The sequence below is a fragment of the Micromonospora sp. BL1 genome, assembly GCF_003667485.1.
GTDB classification, from domain to species: Bacteria; Actinomycetota; Actinomycetes; order Mycobacteriales; family Micromonosporaceae; genus Micromonospora; species Micromonospora tulbaghiae.
In genome coordinates this window covers 1-18,199 of sequence record NZ_RCVK01000320.1, presented here as the reverse complement: position 1 = coordinate 18,199, position 18,199 = coordinate 1, and the positions used below count along the sequence as shown (strand labels likewise).

2 protein-coding genes are annotated in these 18,199 nt (G+C 76.5%); both read left to right on the top strand.

Going from position 1 to position 18,199, the window contains the following annotated elements; all coding sequences use genetic code 11:
* Window positions 1-160: 160 nt before the first annotated feature.
* Complete coding sequence (locus EAD96_RS24255) at window positions 161-1,933, top strand: beta-ketoacyl synthase N-terminal-like domain-containing protein (RefSeq protein WP_233586154.1); 1,773 nt, start codon at window positions 161-163, stop codon at window positions 1,931-1,933.
* A gap of 25 nt (window positions 1,934-1,958) precedes the next feature.
* Window positions 1,959-18,199, top strand: a 16,241-nt coding sequence (locus tag EAD96_RS24250) for an SDR family NAD(P)-dependent oxidoreductase (RefSeq protein ID WP_121685893.1), incomplete at its 3' end; no start/stop codon positions are given.

Sequence of the window (18,199 nt, the reverse complement as noted above, 5' to 3'; positions counted from 1 at the left end):
GGCCACGTCCTCGACCTCGGCCTCGCCGTCGGCCGTGGGTACGGGCGCGGCACCAGGTTCGGCTCCGGCCCCGGTCACGGGAACTGCGCCGGCCCTGACTACGGGCACGGTTTCGGCCGCGGTGGCGGCGGGCGGGCCGGCGGCTCCGCCGGGGTGGCTCGTGGGCATCTTCTCGGCGGCGCTGGGCATCCCGGAGCGCGACCTCGACCCGACCGTCGAGTTCGGCGACCTGGGCGTGGACTCGGTGCTGCTCGGCGAGCTGCTGGTGCGCATCGAGGAGCGGCTCGGCACCCACCTCGACCCGGCGACGCTGCTGCTGCACCCCACGCTGGAGCGGCTCACCGCCCACCTCGGCGTGCAGGCCGCCCCTCCCGAGCCCGAGCCGGTGACCGCGCCCGAACCGGTGACCTCACCCGAAGCGGTGACGGCGCCCGTACCCGTGACTGCGCCCGTACCCGTCGATGAGCCGGTGCCGACGGCGGCGCAGGCGGTGGGCGGCCGGGCGCGGGCGGACCTGGACGGGCGGGTGGCCGTGATCGGCATGGCCTGCCGGTTCCCGGGGGCGACCGACGTCGCGACGCTGTGGGACAACCTGCTGCACGGGCGCTGCGCGGTCACCGAGGTGCCGGCCGAGCGCTGGGACCACCGCCGCTGGTACTCGCCGGAGCCCGGCCTCGGACGGTCGATCAGCAAGTGGGGCGGCTTCGTCGAGGGCATCGAGTGGTTCGACCCCGGCTACTTCGACATGGGCGACGACGAGGCCCGCTGCCTGGACCCGGCGATCCGGATGTTCCTGGAGGGCACCGCGGAGTGCCTCGCGGAGGCCGGGTACGCCCCGGACGAACTGCGCGGCCGGCGCGTCGCCGTCGTGGCCGGAGCGCGGCTGTCCGACTACGGCCGGCGCGTCCCGATCCGCACCGACGTCCTGCGCTCCGACCAGAACTTCATCGCCGCCCGCGTCGCCCACCACTTCGACCTGCGTGGCCCGAACCTGGTCGTCGACAGCGCCTGCTCGTCGTCGCTCGTCGCGGTGCAGGTCGCCTGCCGCAGCCTGCTCGCGGGGGAGTCGGAGCTGGCGGTCGTCGGCGGCGTCGAGGTGCTGCTCGACCCGGAGACGTACCTCGATCTGAGCGCCGCCCGGGCGCTGTCCCCGACCGGCCGGTGCTGGACGTTCGACGAACGCGCCGACGGCTTCGTACCCGGCGAGGGCTGCGGCGTGGTGCTGCTCAAACCGCTGGCGGCCGCGCTCGCCGACGGCGACCGCGTCCACGCCGTGATCGACGGCGTCGCGGTGAACAACGACGGGCACACCATGGGCGTCACCACCCCCAGCCCCGCCGCCCAGGCCGACGTGGTCCGGCAGGCGCTGGCCGCCGCCGGCCGCCGTCCCGCCGACATCGCGATGCTGGAGGCCCACGGCACCGGCACGCTCATCGGCGACCCGATCGAGCTGCGCGCCCTCAACGACGTCTTCGGCGACCGGCCCGGCGGCCGGATCGAGATCGGCAGCGTGAAGTCGAACCTGGGCCACCTGCTCAGCGCCGCCGGCATGGCCGGGCTGTTCAAGGTGGCGCTCGCCCTGGAACACGGCACGATCCCGCCGACGCTGTTCTGCGACACCCCGAACCCACGGTTCGACTTCGACCGCTCGCCGCTGCACCCCACCACGGAACCGGTCGGCTGGCCCGCCGGATCCGAACGCGTGGCCGGCGTCAGCTCGTTCGGTCTCGGCGGCACCAACGCCCACCTCGTGCTCAGTGGCGCGCCACCGGGGCCGGTCCGCCGGGCGCCGCTGCCCCGGCCGGTGTTCCGCCGCCGGCGGCTGTGGCTCGACGGCGACGCGCCGGCCGGGGCGCCACCCCCGGCCCGGCCGGACGCGGGCGAGCCACTCACGGCGTCCCTGCTGCGACTGCAACTCGTCACCACCGACTGACCAGCGAACCGGAGGCAGGTTCCCGATGGCCGACGTCCAGAGCCGGTTCCGGCTCACCCACGACGACTTCGTCATGCGGAACCACCGGCTGCACGAGGTGTCGGTGCTTCCCGGCGTCGTCTTCTTCGACCTCGTCTACCGCACCGCCGTCGCGGCCGGCTGGGACCACCGGCGGCTCTGCGTCCGGGACACCGTGCTCGCCGAGGCGATCGTCACCACCGACGGCTTCGACCGCGAGGTCGTGCTCACCGTCGGCGAGCAGCGGGACGCCGGGCGCCCGTTCACCGTACGCAGCCGCTGGCTGCGCGGTGACGACCCGGTGTCCGGCTGGCACGACAACGCGCACGGGCTGATCTGCTTCACCGACGAGCCGGTCCCGCCGCCGCTCGACCTGGCCGCGCTGCGGGCCGCCGCGGACCGGCACGACGACGTGGACGTGCTCTACCAGCGGGCGGTACGGGAGAACATCCGCCACGGCCCGGCGATGCGCTGCCGCGGCACCCTGCACATCGGCGGCGGCGCGCTCCTGGCCGACCTGACCCGCGAGCAGCACCCGGGGGCCACAGCCGCCGGGTTCCACCTGCACCCGGCCTCGCTGGACGCCTCGACGCTGGCCGGGTTCGGGCAGGTCGAGATGCCGACCGACGACCCGTTCGTGCCGATGTTCGTCCGGGAGTTCCGGGCGCCCGAGGCGCTGCCGCCGACGTGTCACGTCCACGTGCCGCGCCCGGAACGGCTCGCGCCGTCCGGCGACGTGATCACCACCGACTACACGATCCGCGACGCGGACGGCCGGTTCCTGGCCGGATTCACCGGCCTCACCTGCAAGCGCATCCGCGAATCCGGGCTGGTGCGCCGGCTGCTGGCCGACGTGTCGGCCGACGTCGCCCGGCCCGCCACCGGAGCGTCGGCGACGACGCCCGGACAGCCGGCGGCGTCCCCGCCCGGTGCCGCGAACGGCTTCACCGACACGCTGCGCGCCGCCGTCGCGGACATGCTCGGCCGGCCGCCCGCCGAGGTGGCGACCGGGGCCGGGTTCTACGACCTCGGCTTCGACTCGGTCGCGCTGCTCCGGCTCACCGAGCGGGTCGAGCACCTCGTGGGCCGCAAGCTCTACCCGACGCTGCTGTTCGAGCACACCACCATCGACGCGCTCGCCGCGCACCTGTCCACCGGGCCCGCCCCGGCCGTCGCTCCGTCGCCCGACGCGCCGGTGGCCGGCGCGGCCCCGGCTCCGGCCGCCCCCGAGCCGGCGGTGCTGTCCTTCGTCGACGCCTGGGTGCCCGCGGACCCGGCGCCGCCGGCCGCCCGTACCCCGGAGGCCCTGGTCGTGGGCGGCGTGCTCCCCGCCGGGCTCGCCGCCGCCCACGTCGACTCCGTCGACCGGCTCCGCGACGTCCCTGACCTGCCACCCGCCGTCGTCCTGCTGACCGGCGACCCGGCCGCCGACCTGTGGCGCGCCGCCACCGCCCTCGTCGACGCCGGACCGCGCGACCTGCTCGTCGTGCACGCCGGCGAACCCACGGCCGAGCAGGCGGCGACCGCGGCGCTGGCCCGTACCGTGACCGCCGAGGTCCCCGGCCTGCGCTGCCGGTTCGTCCAGGTCGCGCACGCCCGCGACCTCGCCACCGCGGTACGAGCGGAGCTGCGCGCCGCCGACGCCGAGCCGGAGGTCCGTTACGTCGGAGGCCGGCGTCTCGTGCGGCGCTGGCACGAGGTGGACCTGGCCGTCGAGGCCACCGGCGGGGAGCCGTTCCGCGACGGCGGCGTCTACCTCGTCACCGGGGGATCCGGCGGTCTCGCCGCCGTCCTCGCGACGCACCTCGCGCGCCGGCACCGGGCCCGGATCGCCCTGCTGTCGCGCACCGCGCCCGCGGCGGCGCTCGTCGACCGGTGCCGCGCCGAGGGCGCCGAGGTGCACGTCGCGATCGCCGACGTCACCGACGCCGCCGCCGTGGACGCGGCGGTGGCCGGCGTACGCGAGCGGTTCGGCCGGATCGACGGTGTTCTGCACTGCGCCGGCGTCACCCGGGACGGGCTGTTCTTCCGCGGCGACCCGGGTGACCTCGCCGCCGTCGCCGCCCCCAAACTCGACGGCCTCCGTCACGTCGACGCCGCCACCGCCGGTGACGCGCTCGACTTCCTGGTCGCCTTCTCCTCCGCGTCGGCCGACGTGGCCAACCCCGGCCAGGCCGCCTACGCGTACGCCAACGCCGGCCTGCGGCACGTCGGACGCCGGGGCCGCGGCCGGACCGTCGTCATCGGCTGGCCGTACTGGGCCGAGGGCGGCATGCGTGCGCCCGCCGACGCCCTGCGCCGCTCGACCGAGCGCACCGGCCAGGAGCCGATGCCCACGGGGACCGCGCTCGGTGTCCTGCGCGACGTGCTGCGCGGTCCGTACGACGCGGTCCTGGTCCTGCACGGGCAGGCGGACCGGTTGCGGGAACTCGTGCCGGCCGCGGGTGAGGCTGCCGGCGAATCCGTCACCGTCCCGGGGCCGGTGGTCCTGTCCGACCGCGGACCGGCCGTCGGTGAGTCGGCCGCGGGCGTACCGGCCATGGGCGAGCCGGCCGACGACCCGGTCGCGGTGGTCGGCGTGGCCGGGCGTTACCCCGGCGCGGACGACCTGGACGCGTTCTGGCGCAACCTGGCCGGCGGGGTCGACGCGATCACCGAGGTGCCCGCCGGCCGCTGGGACCACGCGGCGCTGTTCGACCCGGAGAAGGGCACCCCGGGACGCACGTACGGCCGCTGGGGTGGCTTCCTCGACGGCGTCGACCGCTTCGCGCCGGCCTTCTTCGGGGTGTCCCGGCGCGACGCCGAGCGGATGGACCCCCAGGAACGGTTGTTCCTCACCACCTGCTGGCACGCGCTGGAGAACGCCGGGCATCCGCCCGAGAGCCTGCGGGGCGAGGTCGTCGGCGTCTACGCGGGCGTCATGTGGAACCACTACCAGCTCGTCGGCGGGGCCACCGACGGCGTCGCCCCGACCGCCATGCACTGCGCGATCGCCAACCGGGTCTCGCACACCTTCGACCTGACCGGGCCGAGCCTGGCCGTCGACACCGCCTGCTCGTCGTCGCTGACGGCCGTGCACCTCGCGGTCGAGAGCATCCGGCGCGGCGAGTGCACGCTCGCGCTGGCCGGCGGGGTGAACGTGACAGTGCACCCGCAGAAGTACCTCCAGCTCGCGCAGGGCCAGTGGCTGTCCACCGACGGCCGGTGCCGGGCGTTCGGCGCCGACGGCACCGGCTACGTGCCCGGCGAGGGGGTCGGCGCGGTGCTGCTCAAACCGTTGTCGCGGGCGCTCGCCGACGGCGACCACGTGTACGGCGTCATCCGCGCGACGTCGGTGAACCACACCGGACGTACCGCCGGGGCGACGGTGCCGAGCCCCGGTTCGCAGGCCGCGCTCGTCCGCGCCGCCCTCGAATCGGCCGGCTGGACCCCCGCCACAGTGGGCTATGTCGAGGCGCACGGCACCGGCACCGCGCTCGGCGACCCGATCGAGGTCGAGGGCCTCCGGCAGGCGTTCGACGGTGCGGACCTGCCGGCCGGGGCGTGCGCGATCGGGTCGGTCAAGTCGAACATCGGGCACCTGGAGGGCGCCGCCGGCATAGCCGGGCTGACGAAGGTGCTGCTGCAACTGCGGCACCGCGCGCTCGTGCCGTCGCTGCACGCCGGGGAACTCAACCCGCACATCGACTTCGCCGCCGTGCCGCTGCGGGTCCAGCGCACGCTGGAGCCGTGGACCCCGCCGCCCGGCGTCCCCCGGCGGGCCGGCGTCAGCGCGTTCGGCGCCGGGGGCACCAACGCGCACGTGCTGGTCGAGGAGTTCGCCCCCGCCGCCGCACCCGCGCCGGACGGGCCGGCGCTGGTGGTGCTCTCCGCGCCGACCGCCGGGACACTGCGGGCGTACGCGGGCGCGATGGCGGCCGGCCTGCCGGCGTCGACCGGCCCGACCGCGGCGGTGGCCGACCTTCTCGGCGTACCCGAGGAGGCGCTGGAACCCTCGGCGACGCTCGGCGACCTCGGGCTCGACCCGGCGCGGCTGGCGGACCTGGTCGGGGTGGAGGCGATCGGCCGGCTGAACGTGGCCACGCGCCTCGACGAACTCGCCGGGGACCGCGGCGTCCGCGACATCGCCTACACGACGCAGGTGGGACGGGCGCCGCAGGCGGTCCGCGTCGCCGTCGTGACGTCCGGCACCGACGCGCTGCGCACCGCGCTGGAACGATTCGCCCGGGGTGAGGACACCGCGGACGTGGTGACCGCCGGCGCGCCCGCCACCGGCGATCCGGTGGCGGCGTTCCGGGCCGGTGACCTGTACGAGGTGGCCCGGCACTGGGTCGGCGGCGGCGCTGTCGACTGGTCCGCCTGCTACCCGGACGGGCATCCCCGCCGCGTCCCGCTGCCGACCTGCCCGCTGCCCGAGGAACCGTGCTGGCTCGGCGGCTGGGACGCCGCCCGCGCCGGCACGCCGGTCGCCGGCACGGCCGGTACGCAGGTGACCCGTGCCGCCGCGCACGTGGCCGACGCCGGCGCGGCCGGTACGCAGGCGGCTCGCACCGGCTCGGTCGACGCGGTCCGAGCCGGGACCGGCGGCGAGGTCAGGTCGGCGGCGAGCCCGCCACCGGCCGCCGACGGCGACGTGGTCGTCCCGGACGGGCCGGAACTGGAGTTCCGTGTCCTGGACCAGGGCGTCGCGCTGGTGTCGATGCGCGCGCCGATGTTCACCGACGGGCTGCTCGCGGCACTGGGGGACACGTTCGCGGAGATCGAGCGGCGCGACGACGTACGCGCCGTGGTGATCACCGGCCACGGCTCGGTCTTCAGCATGGGCGGCACGCCCGAGGCCCTGCGGGCGCTGGCCGAGGGCGAGGGCACGTTCACCGACGCCGCGCTCGTGTACGAGGGGATCCTGCGCTGCACCCGGCCGGTCGTCACCGCCGCCGCCGGGCACGCCTCCGGCGGGGGACTGGCGTTCGCCTGCTACGGCGACGTGGTCGTCCTCGGCGACACGTCGGTGTACAGCGCGAACTTCACCCGCTACGGCTTCACCCCGGGCATGGGCGCCACCTACATCCTGGAGCAACGCCTCGGCCCGGCCCTGGCCGCCGAGATGATGCTGACCGGACGGTCGATGACCGGCGCCGAGCTGAGCCGGCGCGGAGCCGGCGTGACCGTGCTGCCGCCGCACGAGGTCGTTCCGGCCGCGCTGGACCTGGCCCGGTCCATGGCGGACAAGCCACCGGCGGTGATCCGGTCGCTCAAGAACGAACTCGCCGGCCGGATCCTCGACCGGCTCCCCGACGTCATCGCCAGCGAGGTCCGCATGCACGGCAACGTCCTCGGCGCGGAGTCCGCCGCCCTGGTGCGGGAGCACTTCACCAAGGTCGACGAGTTCCGTAGCCGGGCGACGCCGGCCGCGCAGCCGGAGCCCGGCCCGGACGACGGGACGGTGAGCGACGCGGTGACGGAGATCGTGGGCGCCCTGCTGTACCTGCGCCCGGACGAGGTGCTGCCGTCGCGTACCTTCGCCGACCTCGGACTGGACTCCATCGGCGCCGTCGAGCTGGTGCGGGACCTCAACCGCCGGTTCGGCACCGACCTGGACTCGGCCGCCGTGTACGACCACCCGACGGTGCCCGACCTCGCCCGGGCGGTGCGGCGCAACCTGGCCGAGTCGGCCTCGCTGCGCGCCCAGGCCACCGCGCCCTCGGCACCGTCCGTCGTGGACGAACCGGTCCCGCCCGCCGCGGGCCCGCCGCCACTCGTCCTGACCGCACCCGCCGCGGCGCCCGGGCGTGCCCCGACGCCCGGGAACGCCCCCGCCACGGCGTCGGAGCCGCCGCCGCTGACGTTCGCCGTCCGCCCGCCGTCGGTGTCGCCTTCCCACGCGGAGCCGGCGCCGACCGGGATGCCGGCATCTGCGGCGACGCCGCTACCGGCATCGACCGCAGGACCGGCACCGGCACCGGCTGCGGCCGCGGCACCGGCACCAGACACGTCGCCGGACGCGCCCACCGCGATCGCGGTGATCGGCATGGCCGGGCGGTTCCCGGACGCCCCGGACCTCGACACGTTCTGGGACAACCTCGCCGCCAGCCGGTCCGCCATCCGGGAGGTGCCGCCCGACCGCTGGGACCTGACGGAACTGTACGACCCGGACCCCGCCGTACCCGGCCGCACCCGCAGCCGGTGGGCGGCGCTGCTGGACGACGTGGACGCGTTCGACGCCGGGCTGTTCCGCGTCTCGCCGCTCGAGGCCGAGGCGATGGACCCGCAGCAGCGGATCTTCCTGGAACAGGCGTGGGCGGCGCTGGAGGACGCCGGGTACGCCGGGCGGCCGATGCGGTGCGGCGTCTTCGTCGGCTGCGGCGCGGGCGACTACCCCCGGCTGCTGGAGCGGCACGGCCGCGGCGACACCAGCGAGGCGTTCCTCGGTGGAGCCAGCTCGATCCTGCCCGCCCGGATCGCGTACCTGCTCGACCTGACCGGGCCCACGATGGCGATCGACACCGCGTGCTCGTCGTCGCTGACGGCGGTGCACCTGGCCTGCGAGAGCCTGCGCTCGGGCGACTGCGACACGGCGCTGGCCGGCGGCGTCGCCGTCATGTGCACGCCGCAGATGCAGGTCTGGACCAGCCAGACGGGGATGCTGTCGCCGACCGGCCGGTGCCTGCCGTTCGACGCCGCCGCCGACGGCATCGTGCTCGGCGAGGGCGTCGGCGTGGTCGTCCTCAAGCGGCTGGACCGGGCGCTCGCCGACGGCGACCACGTCCACGGCGTCATCCTGGCCGGCGGCGTGAACGGCGACGGCCGTACCAACGGCATCACCGCGCCGAGCGCGGTCTCCCAGGCCCGTCTGCTGCGGGAGGTCCACGCCCGGGCGGGCGTCGAGGTCGGGTACGTCGAGACGCACGGCACCGGCACCGCGCTCGGTGACCCGATCGAGGTCAAGGCGCTGGCCCAGGTCGTCGGCCCGCACTGCCGGATCGGCTCGGTCAAGGCGAACATCGGCCACACCACGATGGCCGCCGGTGTGGCCGGCCTGATCAAGGTGCTGCTCAGCCTGCGGCACCGGCAGTTGCCACCGACCCCGCACGCCACCGAGCCGATCCCCGGGCTGCCGGTGGTGCGGGAACTCACCGGCTGGCACGACGACCGGCTGGTCGCCGGCGTCAGCTCGTTCGGCTTCAGCGGCACCAACTGCCACCTCGTGGTCGCCGAGGCGCCGGCCCCGTCGGCGAGCACCGGCACCGGGCCGGTGGTGGTGCCGGTCTCGGCCCGGACCGCGTCCGCGCTGCGGGACCTGACGGACCGGCTGGCCGAGCGCCTGCGTACCGAACCGGCCGACGTCCACGACGTCGCCGCCACCCTCGCGCGGGGCCGGGCGCACCTGGCGGTCCGGGCCGCGTTCGTCGCCTCCGACACCGCCGACCTGGTCCGGCAGCTGGCCGGCGGGCCGCCCGCGCCCGACGCGCCGAACGATCTGGTGGCGCTCGCCGAACGCTGGGTGGCCGGCGCGGACGTGGACTGGACGGCGATGCCGGCCGGCCGTCGCGTCCCGCTGCCCACGTACCCGTTCGCCCGCGACCGCTTCTGGACCGGCCGCGACCGGCGGGAGACGGCCCTCACGCCGACCGACCCGCTCGTGGCCGACCACACGCTGCACGGCGTCCCGGTCCTGCCCGGCGCGGCGTTCCTGCGCCAGGCCACCGCCGGTGGGTCGGCCCGCGCCGCCGACGTGACCTGGCTGCGGCCCGTCGTGGTCACCGGGCCGGTGACGGCTGTCGTCACCCGGGACGACCGGATCACCCTCACCGTCGGCGGGGCGCCGCACGCCGTCGCCACCCGCCGCGCCGCCGACCCGGCCCCGCCGGGCCGGGTGGACCTGGCGTCCGTCGAGGCCCGCTGCCCCGGCCGCCGTCCGGTCGACGACCTGTACGCGGGGTTCGCCCGGGCCGGTCTGCGCTACGGGCCGTCCTTCCGGGTGCTGACGGAGCTGCGGCTGGGCGCCGGTGAGGCGCTCGGCACGCTCACCGCCGACGGCGACGTCCAGCTGCTCGACGGGGCGTTGCAGGCGATCGCCGGGGTCGCCGATCCCGCGGACCGGATGCTCGTCCCGTTCGCCGTCGAGTCGGCCTTCGTCGCGGACCGGCTGCCCACGTCCGCCCGCGTCCACGTGGTACGCCGGGACGGCGGACGGTTCGACGTGGTGGTCACCGACCTGACCGGCGACGTGCGGGCCCGGCTCGACGGTGTCGCGCTGCGCCCCTACGACCCGTCCGGCGCCACGCCCTCCGTCGCCGAGAGCCGGCCGGTCGTGCCGGCGCCACCGGCCGCCGGGGAACCGGACCTGCTGTACGTGCCGGCCTGGCGGCCGGCCGGTGCACCCTCCGGAGCACCGCCTGCCGGGCGGGTCCTCGCCGTGCACACCCCCGGCGACGCCGCGCTGGCCGCCGCCCTCGGCGCCGACGACACGCTGCCGCTCGGCGAGCTGCCCACCGGCCGGTACGACACCGTGTACGTGCTCGCCCGCACGGCCGATCCGGCCGCCCCGCCGCACGACGACACCGCGACGCTCGACGGGTTCCGCCTGCTGCGCCAGCTGCTCGACCTGGGCGCGGACCGGGGACCGCTGACGCTCACCCTCGTCGTGTCCGGGGTGGCCGGTCTGCCCGGCGAGCCGGTCCACCCGCATGCCGCCGGCCTGGCCGGCCTGGCCAGCGCGATCGCCGCCGAGTACCCGCAGTGGCGGGTCACCTGTGTCGACGCCGGTCCCGGCGACACCACCCCGGCCGAGGCGATCCGCCGCGAACACGGCACCGACCGGTTCGTCGCGCTGCGCGGTGACCGCCGCCTGGTCCGGCGCCTGGAGCCGGTGGCCGGGCCCGCGGGCGCGGCGCCGCTGCGTGACGGCGGTGTCTACCTCGTCGTGGGCGGCACCGGCGGCATCGGGTTCGAAGTCAGCCGTCACCTCGCCCGGACCCGGCGTGCCCGGCTCGTGTGGCTCGGCCGGTCCCCGGAGGACGAGCGGATCCGGTCCCTGGTGACGCAGATCGAGGCGCTCGGCGGGCAGGCCGTCTACCTGCGCGCCGACGTCACCGACGCGGTCGCGGTCCGCCGCGCGGTGGCCGAGGTGCGGCAGCGGTTCGGGCCGGTCGACGGCGCGTTCCACGCCGCTCTCGTGCTCCGTGACCGTGCCCTGTCCGCGATGGACGAGGCGGCGTTCACCGAGGTGCTGCGACCGAAGGTCGCCGGTGTCGGCGTGCTCGCCGACGCGCTGGCCGGCGAACCGCTGGACTTCCTCGCGCTGTTCTCCTCGGCGCTGTCGTTCGCCCCGGCCCCGGGGCAGGCCAACTACGCCGCGGCGAGCACGTTCGAGGACGCGTACGGGCTGGCGCTGCACCGCCGTGGACAACCGGTACGCGTGGTCAACTGGGGCTGGTGGGGCAGCGTCGGTGTGGTCGCCGACCCCGGATACGCGGCCCGGTTCGCGGCGCTGGGCATCGGCTCCATCGAGCCGGCCGAGGGCGTCGCCGCGCTGGAGCGGATCCTCGCCGGCCCGCACCCGCAGGTGGCAGTCCTCAAGGGCACCAGGGACGGGCTCGCCGCGCTCGGCGTCCACCCGTCCGCGCCCGCCGCCGACGCCGCCGTCACCGCAGTGTCGGGCCCGCCCGCCACGGGAGGCGCCGCCGGGGACACGGACCCGTCGCTGGACCGGTCCAGCGCGGCCTTCCGTACCCTCGACGGGCTGGCCCGCGACCTGCTGCGCGACCGGCTCCGGGACCGCCCCGCGCCGGCCTCCGGGCCGCTGGCGGCCGCCGTCGCCGCCGCCGTGTCCGCGCCCCCGGCCGGTCTGTCGACCGCCGGCGTGCTCGCCCGGCACCCCGACCTCGCCCCGCACGTGGCGTTGCTGGCCCGCTGCGTCGACGCGCTGCCCGGCGTCCTGGACGGCCGGACCTCACCGACCGAGGTGCTCTTTCCCGGCGGCAGCACCGACCTGGTCGCCGCCGTCTACCGGGGACAGCGGGCCGCGGACTTCTACCACCGGCTGGTGGCGGCCGAGGCCGCCGCCGTCCTGGACCGGACGGACGGGCCGGGCCGCGTGCTGGAGATCGGCGCCGGCACCGGCGCCGGCTCGGCCTTCGTCCTCGACGCCTGCCCGGGCGTACGGTACGACTTCACCGACCTCTCGACCGCGTTCCTCCGCGAGGCCGAGGACCGCTTCGGTGGACGCCACCCGGGCCTGCGGTTCGGTGTCCTCGACATCGAACGGGAACCGGACGGGCAGGGCTTCGCGGCCGGCTCGTACGACGTCGTGCTCGCCACGAACGTGCTGCACGCCACCGCGGACGTGGTCCGCAGCCTGCGCCACGCCCGGTCCCTGTTGCGCCCCGGCGGGGTGCTGCTGCTCAACGAGGTCACCCGCGCCTCCGACTTCCTCACCGCGACGTTCGGCCTGCTGCCGGGCTGGTGGCGGTTCGCCGACGCTCACCGGCGGCTGCCGCACTCCCCGCTGCTGTCACCGGCCGGGTGGCGCGCGGCGCTCGCCGAGGCGGGCCTGACCGGCCGGATCCTCGGCATGCCCGGTGTCCCCGGCGACGAGCAGGAGCAGTGCGTGCTCGTGGCGACGGCCGGTGCGCCGCCGGTGGACCGGGTGCCGGTCCGCGCCGCCCGGGACTACGTCCGCGCGGTCTTCGCGGAGGTCCTCAAGTACCGTCCCGACCAGCTCGACGACGACGTCACGTTCGACAACTTCGGCGTCGACTCGCTGGTCGGCCAGCACCTCGTACGCCGGTTCTCGGCCGACCTCGGCGACCTGCCGGCCACCCTGCTGTTCGAGCACCTGACGATCGAGCAGCTCGCCGGCCACCTGGCCCGGGAACGGCCCGGCCCGCTCGCTGCCGTGCTCGGCGCCGCGGCGGTGGAGGCTGTGCCGGCGCCGGTGCACCCGGCGGAACCGGAGCGGCCGGCAGCCCCGGTCGCCCCTGCCGCCCCGGCCCTCACCGCCCGGGGCGACGCGGACGCGATCGCGGTCGTCGGCCTGGCCGGCCGCTACCCGGGCGCGCCGGACCTGGAACGGTTCTGGCAGAACCTGGTCACCGGCACCACCTCGATCAGCGAGGTGCCGCCGGAGCGGTGGGACTGGCGCGAACACTTCGACCCGCGCCGCGGCCGGCCGGGGCACACGTACAGCCGGTGGGCCGGGTTCCTCACCGACGTCGACCGGTTCGACCCCGGCTTCTTCGGCATCCTGCCCAAGGACGCGGCCGCGATGGACCCGCAGGAGCGGCTGTTCCTGGAGACCGTCTGGCTGATGCTGGAGGACGCGGGCGCCCTCGGGGGAGTGCTGCCGCGCGACACCGGTGTCTTCGTCGGCACCATGTACGGCTCGTACGGCCGCATCGCCGCCGCGCAGGGCTGGCCGGAGGGCCGCTACACCGACGGGCACTCGGCGTACTGGTCGATCGCCAACCGGGTGTCGTACACGCTCGACCTGACCGGGCCGAGCTTCGCCGTCGACTCGGCCTGCTCCTCGTCGCTGACCGCGGTCCACCTGGCCTGCGAGAGCCTGCGCCGCGGTGAGTGCTCGGCGGCCGTCGCCGGTGGCGTCAACCTGGTCCTGCACCCGGCGCACCTGATCGCGCTGTCGTCGATGACCATGTTGTCGGCCGACGGCGCCTGCAAGGTGTTCGACGAGCGCGCGGACGGGTTCGTGCCCGGCGAGGGCGTCGGCGCGGTGCTGCTCAAACCGCTGTCCGCGGCCCTGCGCGACGGCGACCGGATCTGGGGCGTCATCGAAGGCGGCTTCGTCAACGCGGGCGGCCGGACCGCCGGCTACACCGTGCCCAACCCCACGGCCCAGGCCGACCTGGTGATCCGGGCGCTCGCCGCGGCCGGTGTGACACCCGGCGACGTCGGCTACCTGGAGGCGCACGGCACCGGCACGGCCCTCGGCGACCCGATCGAGATCGCCGGCCTCGGCCGGGCGCTCGGCGCCGGGCTGCCGGACGGCCGGCGGATCCCGGTCGGCTCGGTCAAGGCCAACATCGGTCACCTCGAAGGCGCCGCCGGCATCGCCGGGCTGACGAAGGTGCTGCTGCAACTCGCGCACGGCACGATCGCGCCCTGCGCGAACCTGTCCACTGTCAACTCCCGCATCGACCTGTCCGGGTCGTTCCTGCTGCCGACGAGCGCGCAGCCGTGGACCGCGCCGCGCCGCGCCGGGGTCAGCTCGTTCGGGGCGGGCGGCGCGAACGCGCACCTCGTGGTCCGGGAGCATCCCGCGCCGACACCCGCGCCCGTCCGGCCGGGGCCGCACGTCGTGGTGCTGTCGGCGCGGACGCCGGAGCAGCTGCGGACGCTCACGGCCGCCGTGGCGGACCTGGTCGAGCGGACGCGCCCGCGCCTCGACCAGCTCGCGTACAGCACCCAGGTCGGGCGGGCGGAGTTCGACCACCGGCTCGCCGTCGTCGTGTCCGACATCGATGAGCTGGTCCGCCGCCTGCGAGCCGGCGAGGTCACCACCGGCACCGCCGGCACCGATCCGCTGTTCGACGGCGACGGCGGCGCCGAGATCGCCGCCGACCTGCTGCGCCGCGGGCGGCTCGACCAGTCGGCGAAGCTGTGGGTACGCGGTGTCCCGGTCGACTGGACGGGCCGCTGGCCGGTCCGGCCGGGACGGGTGTCGCTGCCGCCGTACCCGTTCGACAGGCAGCGGCTGTGGCTGCCCGAGCCCGCCGGTACCGCACGGCCGCCGGCGCCACCGTCCGTGCCGGACGGTGACCGGACCGCCGACCGCCGAGTCGTGTCGCCGAACCCCGCGGTCACCGAGGCGGTGGCGCGGGCGAACGCCGTGCCCGAGGCGGCGGTGCCGGAGAACGCCGTGCCCGTGAAGACCGTGCCGGGGAGCGTCGTGCCGGGGAGCGTCGCGCCGGAGACGGCGGCGCGGGAGACCGGCGTGCCCTGGACCGGCGTGTCCGAGACCGGCGTACCCGGGACCGGTGCACCCGAGAGCGACCCGTGCGTGTACCTGCGGCCGCAGTGGCGGGCCGAGCCACCGCCGCAGGGCGGGCGACCGCCGGCCCGCATCCGGGTCGTCGGCGAGGGCCCGACGTTCGGCGGCCGCCACGACCAGGCCGACCCGGACGTGGTCGTGGTGCACCTGTCGGCCCGTGCCGGCGGGCTCGCCGACGAGGTGCGCGAGAGCCTGCACACGGTCCTGCGGACCGCCGTCGAGGTACTCACCCCGGATCCGGCCGCGCCGCTGCGGATCGTCGTCGGCTGCCCGGACGAGCGGCCCGCGTACACCGCCGTGACGGCGGCGCTGCGCACGCTCGCGCTGGAGCACAGCGGCTTCTCCGGTGCGGTGGTCCGGGGTGGCGTGACCGCCGAGGCGGACCTGTGGCACGTCTCCGGGCCGCCGGAGCAGCGGGTGGACGACGTCCGCTGGAGCGGCGGCGTCCGTGAGGTGCGGCGGATGGTGCCGTTCCGGCCCGGCCCGGCCGTCCGGCGCACCGGCGGCGTGTACGTCGTGGTCGGCGGCACCGGCGCGGTCGGCCGGCACCTCGCCGTGCACCTCGCCGCGACCCGCGCGCCGTCGGCGGTGGTGCTGGTCGGCCGGACCGCGCCGGCCGACGACACCTTCGCGTTCGTCCGCGCGGACGTGACTGTCGAGTCCGACGTGCGCGGTGCCGTGGCCGAGATCCGCCGGCGCTACGGGCGCATCGACGGTGTGGTCCACGCCGCGGGCGTGCACGACGACGCCCGCGCCCTGACGAAGCCGGCCGCCGCCGTCGACGCGGTGCTGGCCCCGAAGGTGTTCGGCCTGCGGCACCTGGTGGACGCGCTCGGCCCGGAACCGCTGGAGTTCCTCGCGCTGTGCTCGTCGATCGCCGGGCGGACCGGCAACCTCGGGCAGGTCGACTACGCCTACGCCAACGCGTTCCTGGACGAGTTCGCCGCCGGCCGGCCCGGCACGGTGTCCGTCTGCTGGCCGCTGTGGGCCGACGGTGGCATGGCCGTGGACGACGCCACCCGGCGGTTGTTCGCGCGGCGCTGGGGGAGTGCCCCGCTGCCGACCGCCGAGGCGGTACGGGCGTTCGACCGCGTCGTGTCGGGCACCGAACCGGTGGTGGCGGTGCAGCGCCCCGCCGACGTCGCGCCGGAGGTGCCGCAGAGCGGCCCGGACCCGGAGCTGGACCTGGACGCGGAGCTGCGCGCGCTCGCCGCCGGGTTCCTGCTCGTCGAACCGGACGAGGTCGACCCGGACATCCAACTGCTCGACCTGGGCTTCGACTCCATCTCGCTGACCGGCCTGGTGAACGAGACGAACGAGCGCTTCGGCGTCGACCTGCTGCCCACAGTCCTCTACGAGCACCCCACGCTCGCGGCCTTCGGCGCGTACCTGCGCACCGTACTCCCGGCCTGGCCGGCACCGGCCACAGTGGACGCCGGGCGCGCGGCGGACCGGCCCGGGGCGGACGCCGCCGAGCCCGCCGCGGACCTGCCGGCCGACGCGGTCGCCGTGGTGGGAATGGCCGGTGTGCTGCCCGGCTCGCCGGACCTCGACGCCTTCTGGCGGCACCTCGCCGCCGGTGACGACCTCGTCCGCCCGGTCCCGGCCGACCGCACCGACCTGCTCGCCGACCCCGCCACCGCGGGCGTCCGCGCCGGTTTCCTCGACGACGTACGCTCGTTCGACGCCGACCTGTTCGGCATCGCGCCGCGCGAGGCCGCGCTGATGGACCCCCAGCAGCGGTTGTTCCTCCAGACCGCCTGGCAGGCCGTCGCCGACGCGGGCTACCGGCCGGCCGACCTCGCCGGCACCGACACCGGGATCTTCGTCGGCGTGTCCGCCTGCGACTACGACGACCTGCTCCGCGCGCACGACGTGCCGGTCGAGGCCCACACCGCGAGCGGCCTCGCCGACTGCATCCTGGCCAACCGGGTCTCCTACCTGCTGGACCTGCGCGGCCCCAGCGAGGCCGTCGACACCGCCTGCTCCAGTTCGCTCGTCGCGGTGCACCGCGCGGTACGGGCGCTGCTGGCCGGCGAGTGCTCGACGGCGCTCGCCGGTGGGGTGAACGTGCTGCTGAGCCCCGGCCTGTTCGTGGCGTTCCAGTCCTCGGGCATGCTCAGCGCCGACGGCCGGTGCAAGACGTTCGACGCGTCCGCCGACGGGTACGGCCGCGGCGAGGGCTGCGGCGTCGTGCTCCTCAAGCCGCTGCGCGCGGCGGTCGCCGACGGGGACCAGGTGATCGCCGTCATCCGGGGCAGCGCGGTCAACCACGCCGGCCGCGGACCGTCGCTGACCGCGCCGAACCCGCAGGCGCAGGCGCAGGTCGTCAGCCGGGCGTACCGGGCCGGCGGCGTCGACCCGGCGGACGTCAGCTACATCGAGGCCCACGGCACCGGCACCCGGCTCGGCGACCCGATCGAGATCGAAGGGCTGAAGAAGGCGTTCGAGGGCGTGGACGCCACGATCGCGGTCGGGACGGTGAAGACGAACATCGGCCACCTGGAGGCCGCGGCCGGCATCGCCGGGCTGCTCAAGGTGCTGCTGAGCCTGCGCCACGAACGGCTGCCGCGCACGCTGCACCAGCACCGGCGCAACCCGTACCTGCGGCTGGACGGCACCCCGTTCACGGTGCTGGACCGCGACGTGCCCTGGACCGGCGACCGGGTCGCCGGGGTCAGCTCGTTCGGGTTCGGCGGCACCAACGCCCACGTGGTCGTGCAGTCGCCGCCGCCGTTGCCGACGTCCCCGGCGCCGGGCCCCTGGCGCCTGGTGCTGTCCGCGTCCGGTCCCGCGGCGCTGGCCGAGTACCGGCGCCGGGTCGCGGACCACCTCGCGGAGGGCGCCGACCTGGCCCGTGCCACGTACACGCTCCAGGTGGGACGCGACGCCCTGGCCCATCGGTTCGCCGCTGTGGTCGCCGACGCCGCCGAGGCGGTGGCGGTGCTGCGCGGCGACGCCCCGGCCCGCCTCGACGCGGAGACCGAGACCTGGCTGGCCGGCGGTGACGTCGACTGGGCGGCGACGTGGGAGCACCGGCCGGCCCGGATCTCCGTGCCCGCGCCGCCGCTGGCGGCCCGGCCGTTCTGGTTCGACGAGGGCCCGGCCCGCGCCACCGCGCCGTCCCGGCCCGCCCCGGTCCGGCGCACCGCCGCCGACCGGCTCGTGCTGCGCGATCCGTCGGCCTTGCGCCGCAACGGCGCGGGCCGGCGGATCGCGCAGCACGATCCGGTCGGCGG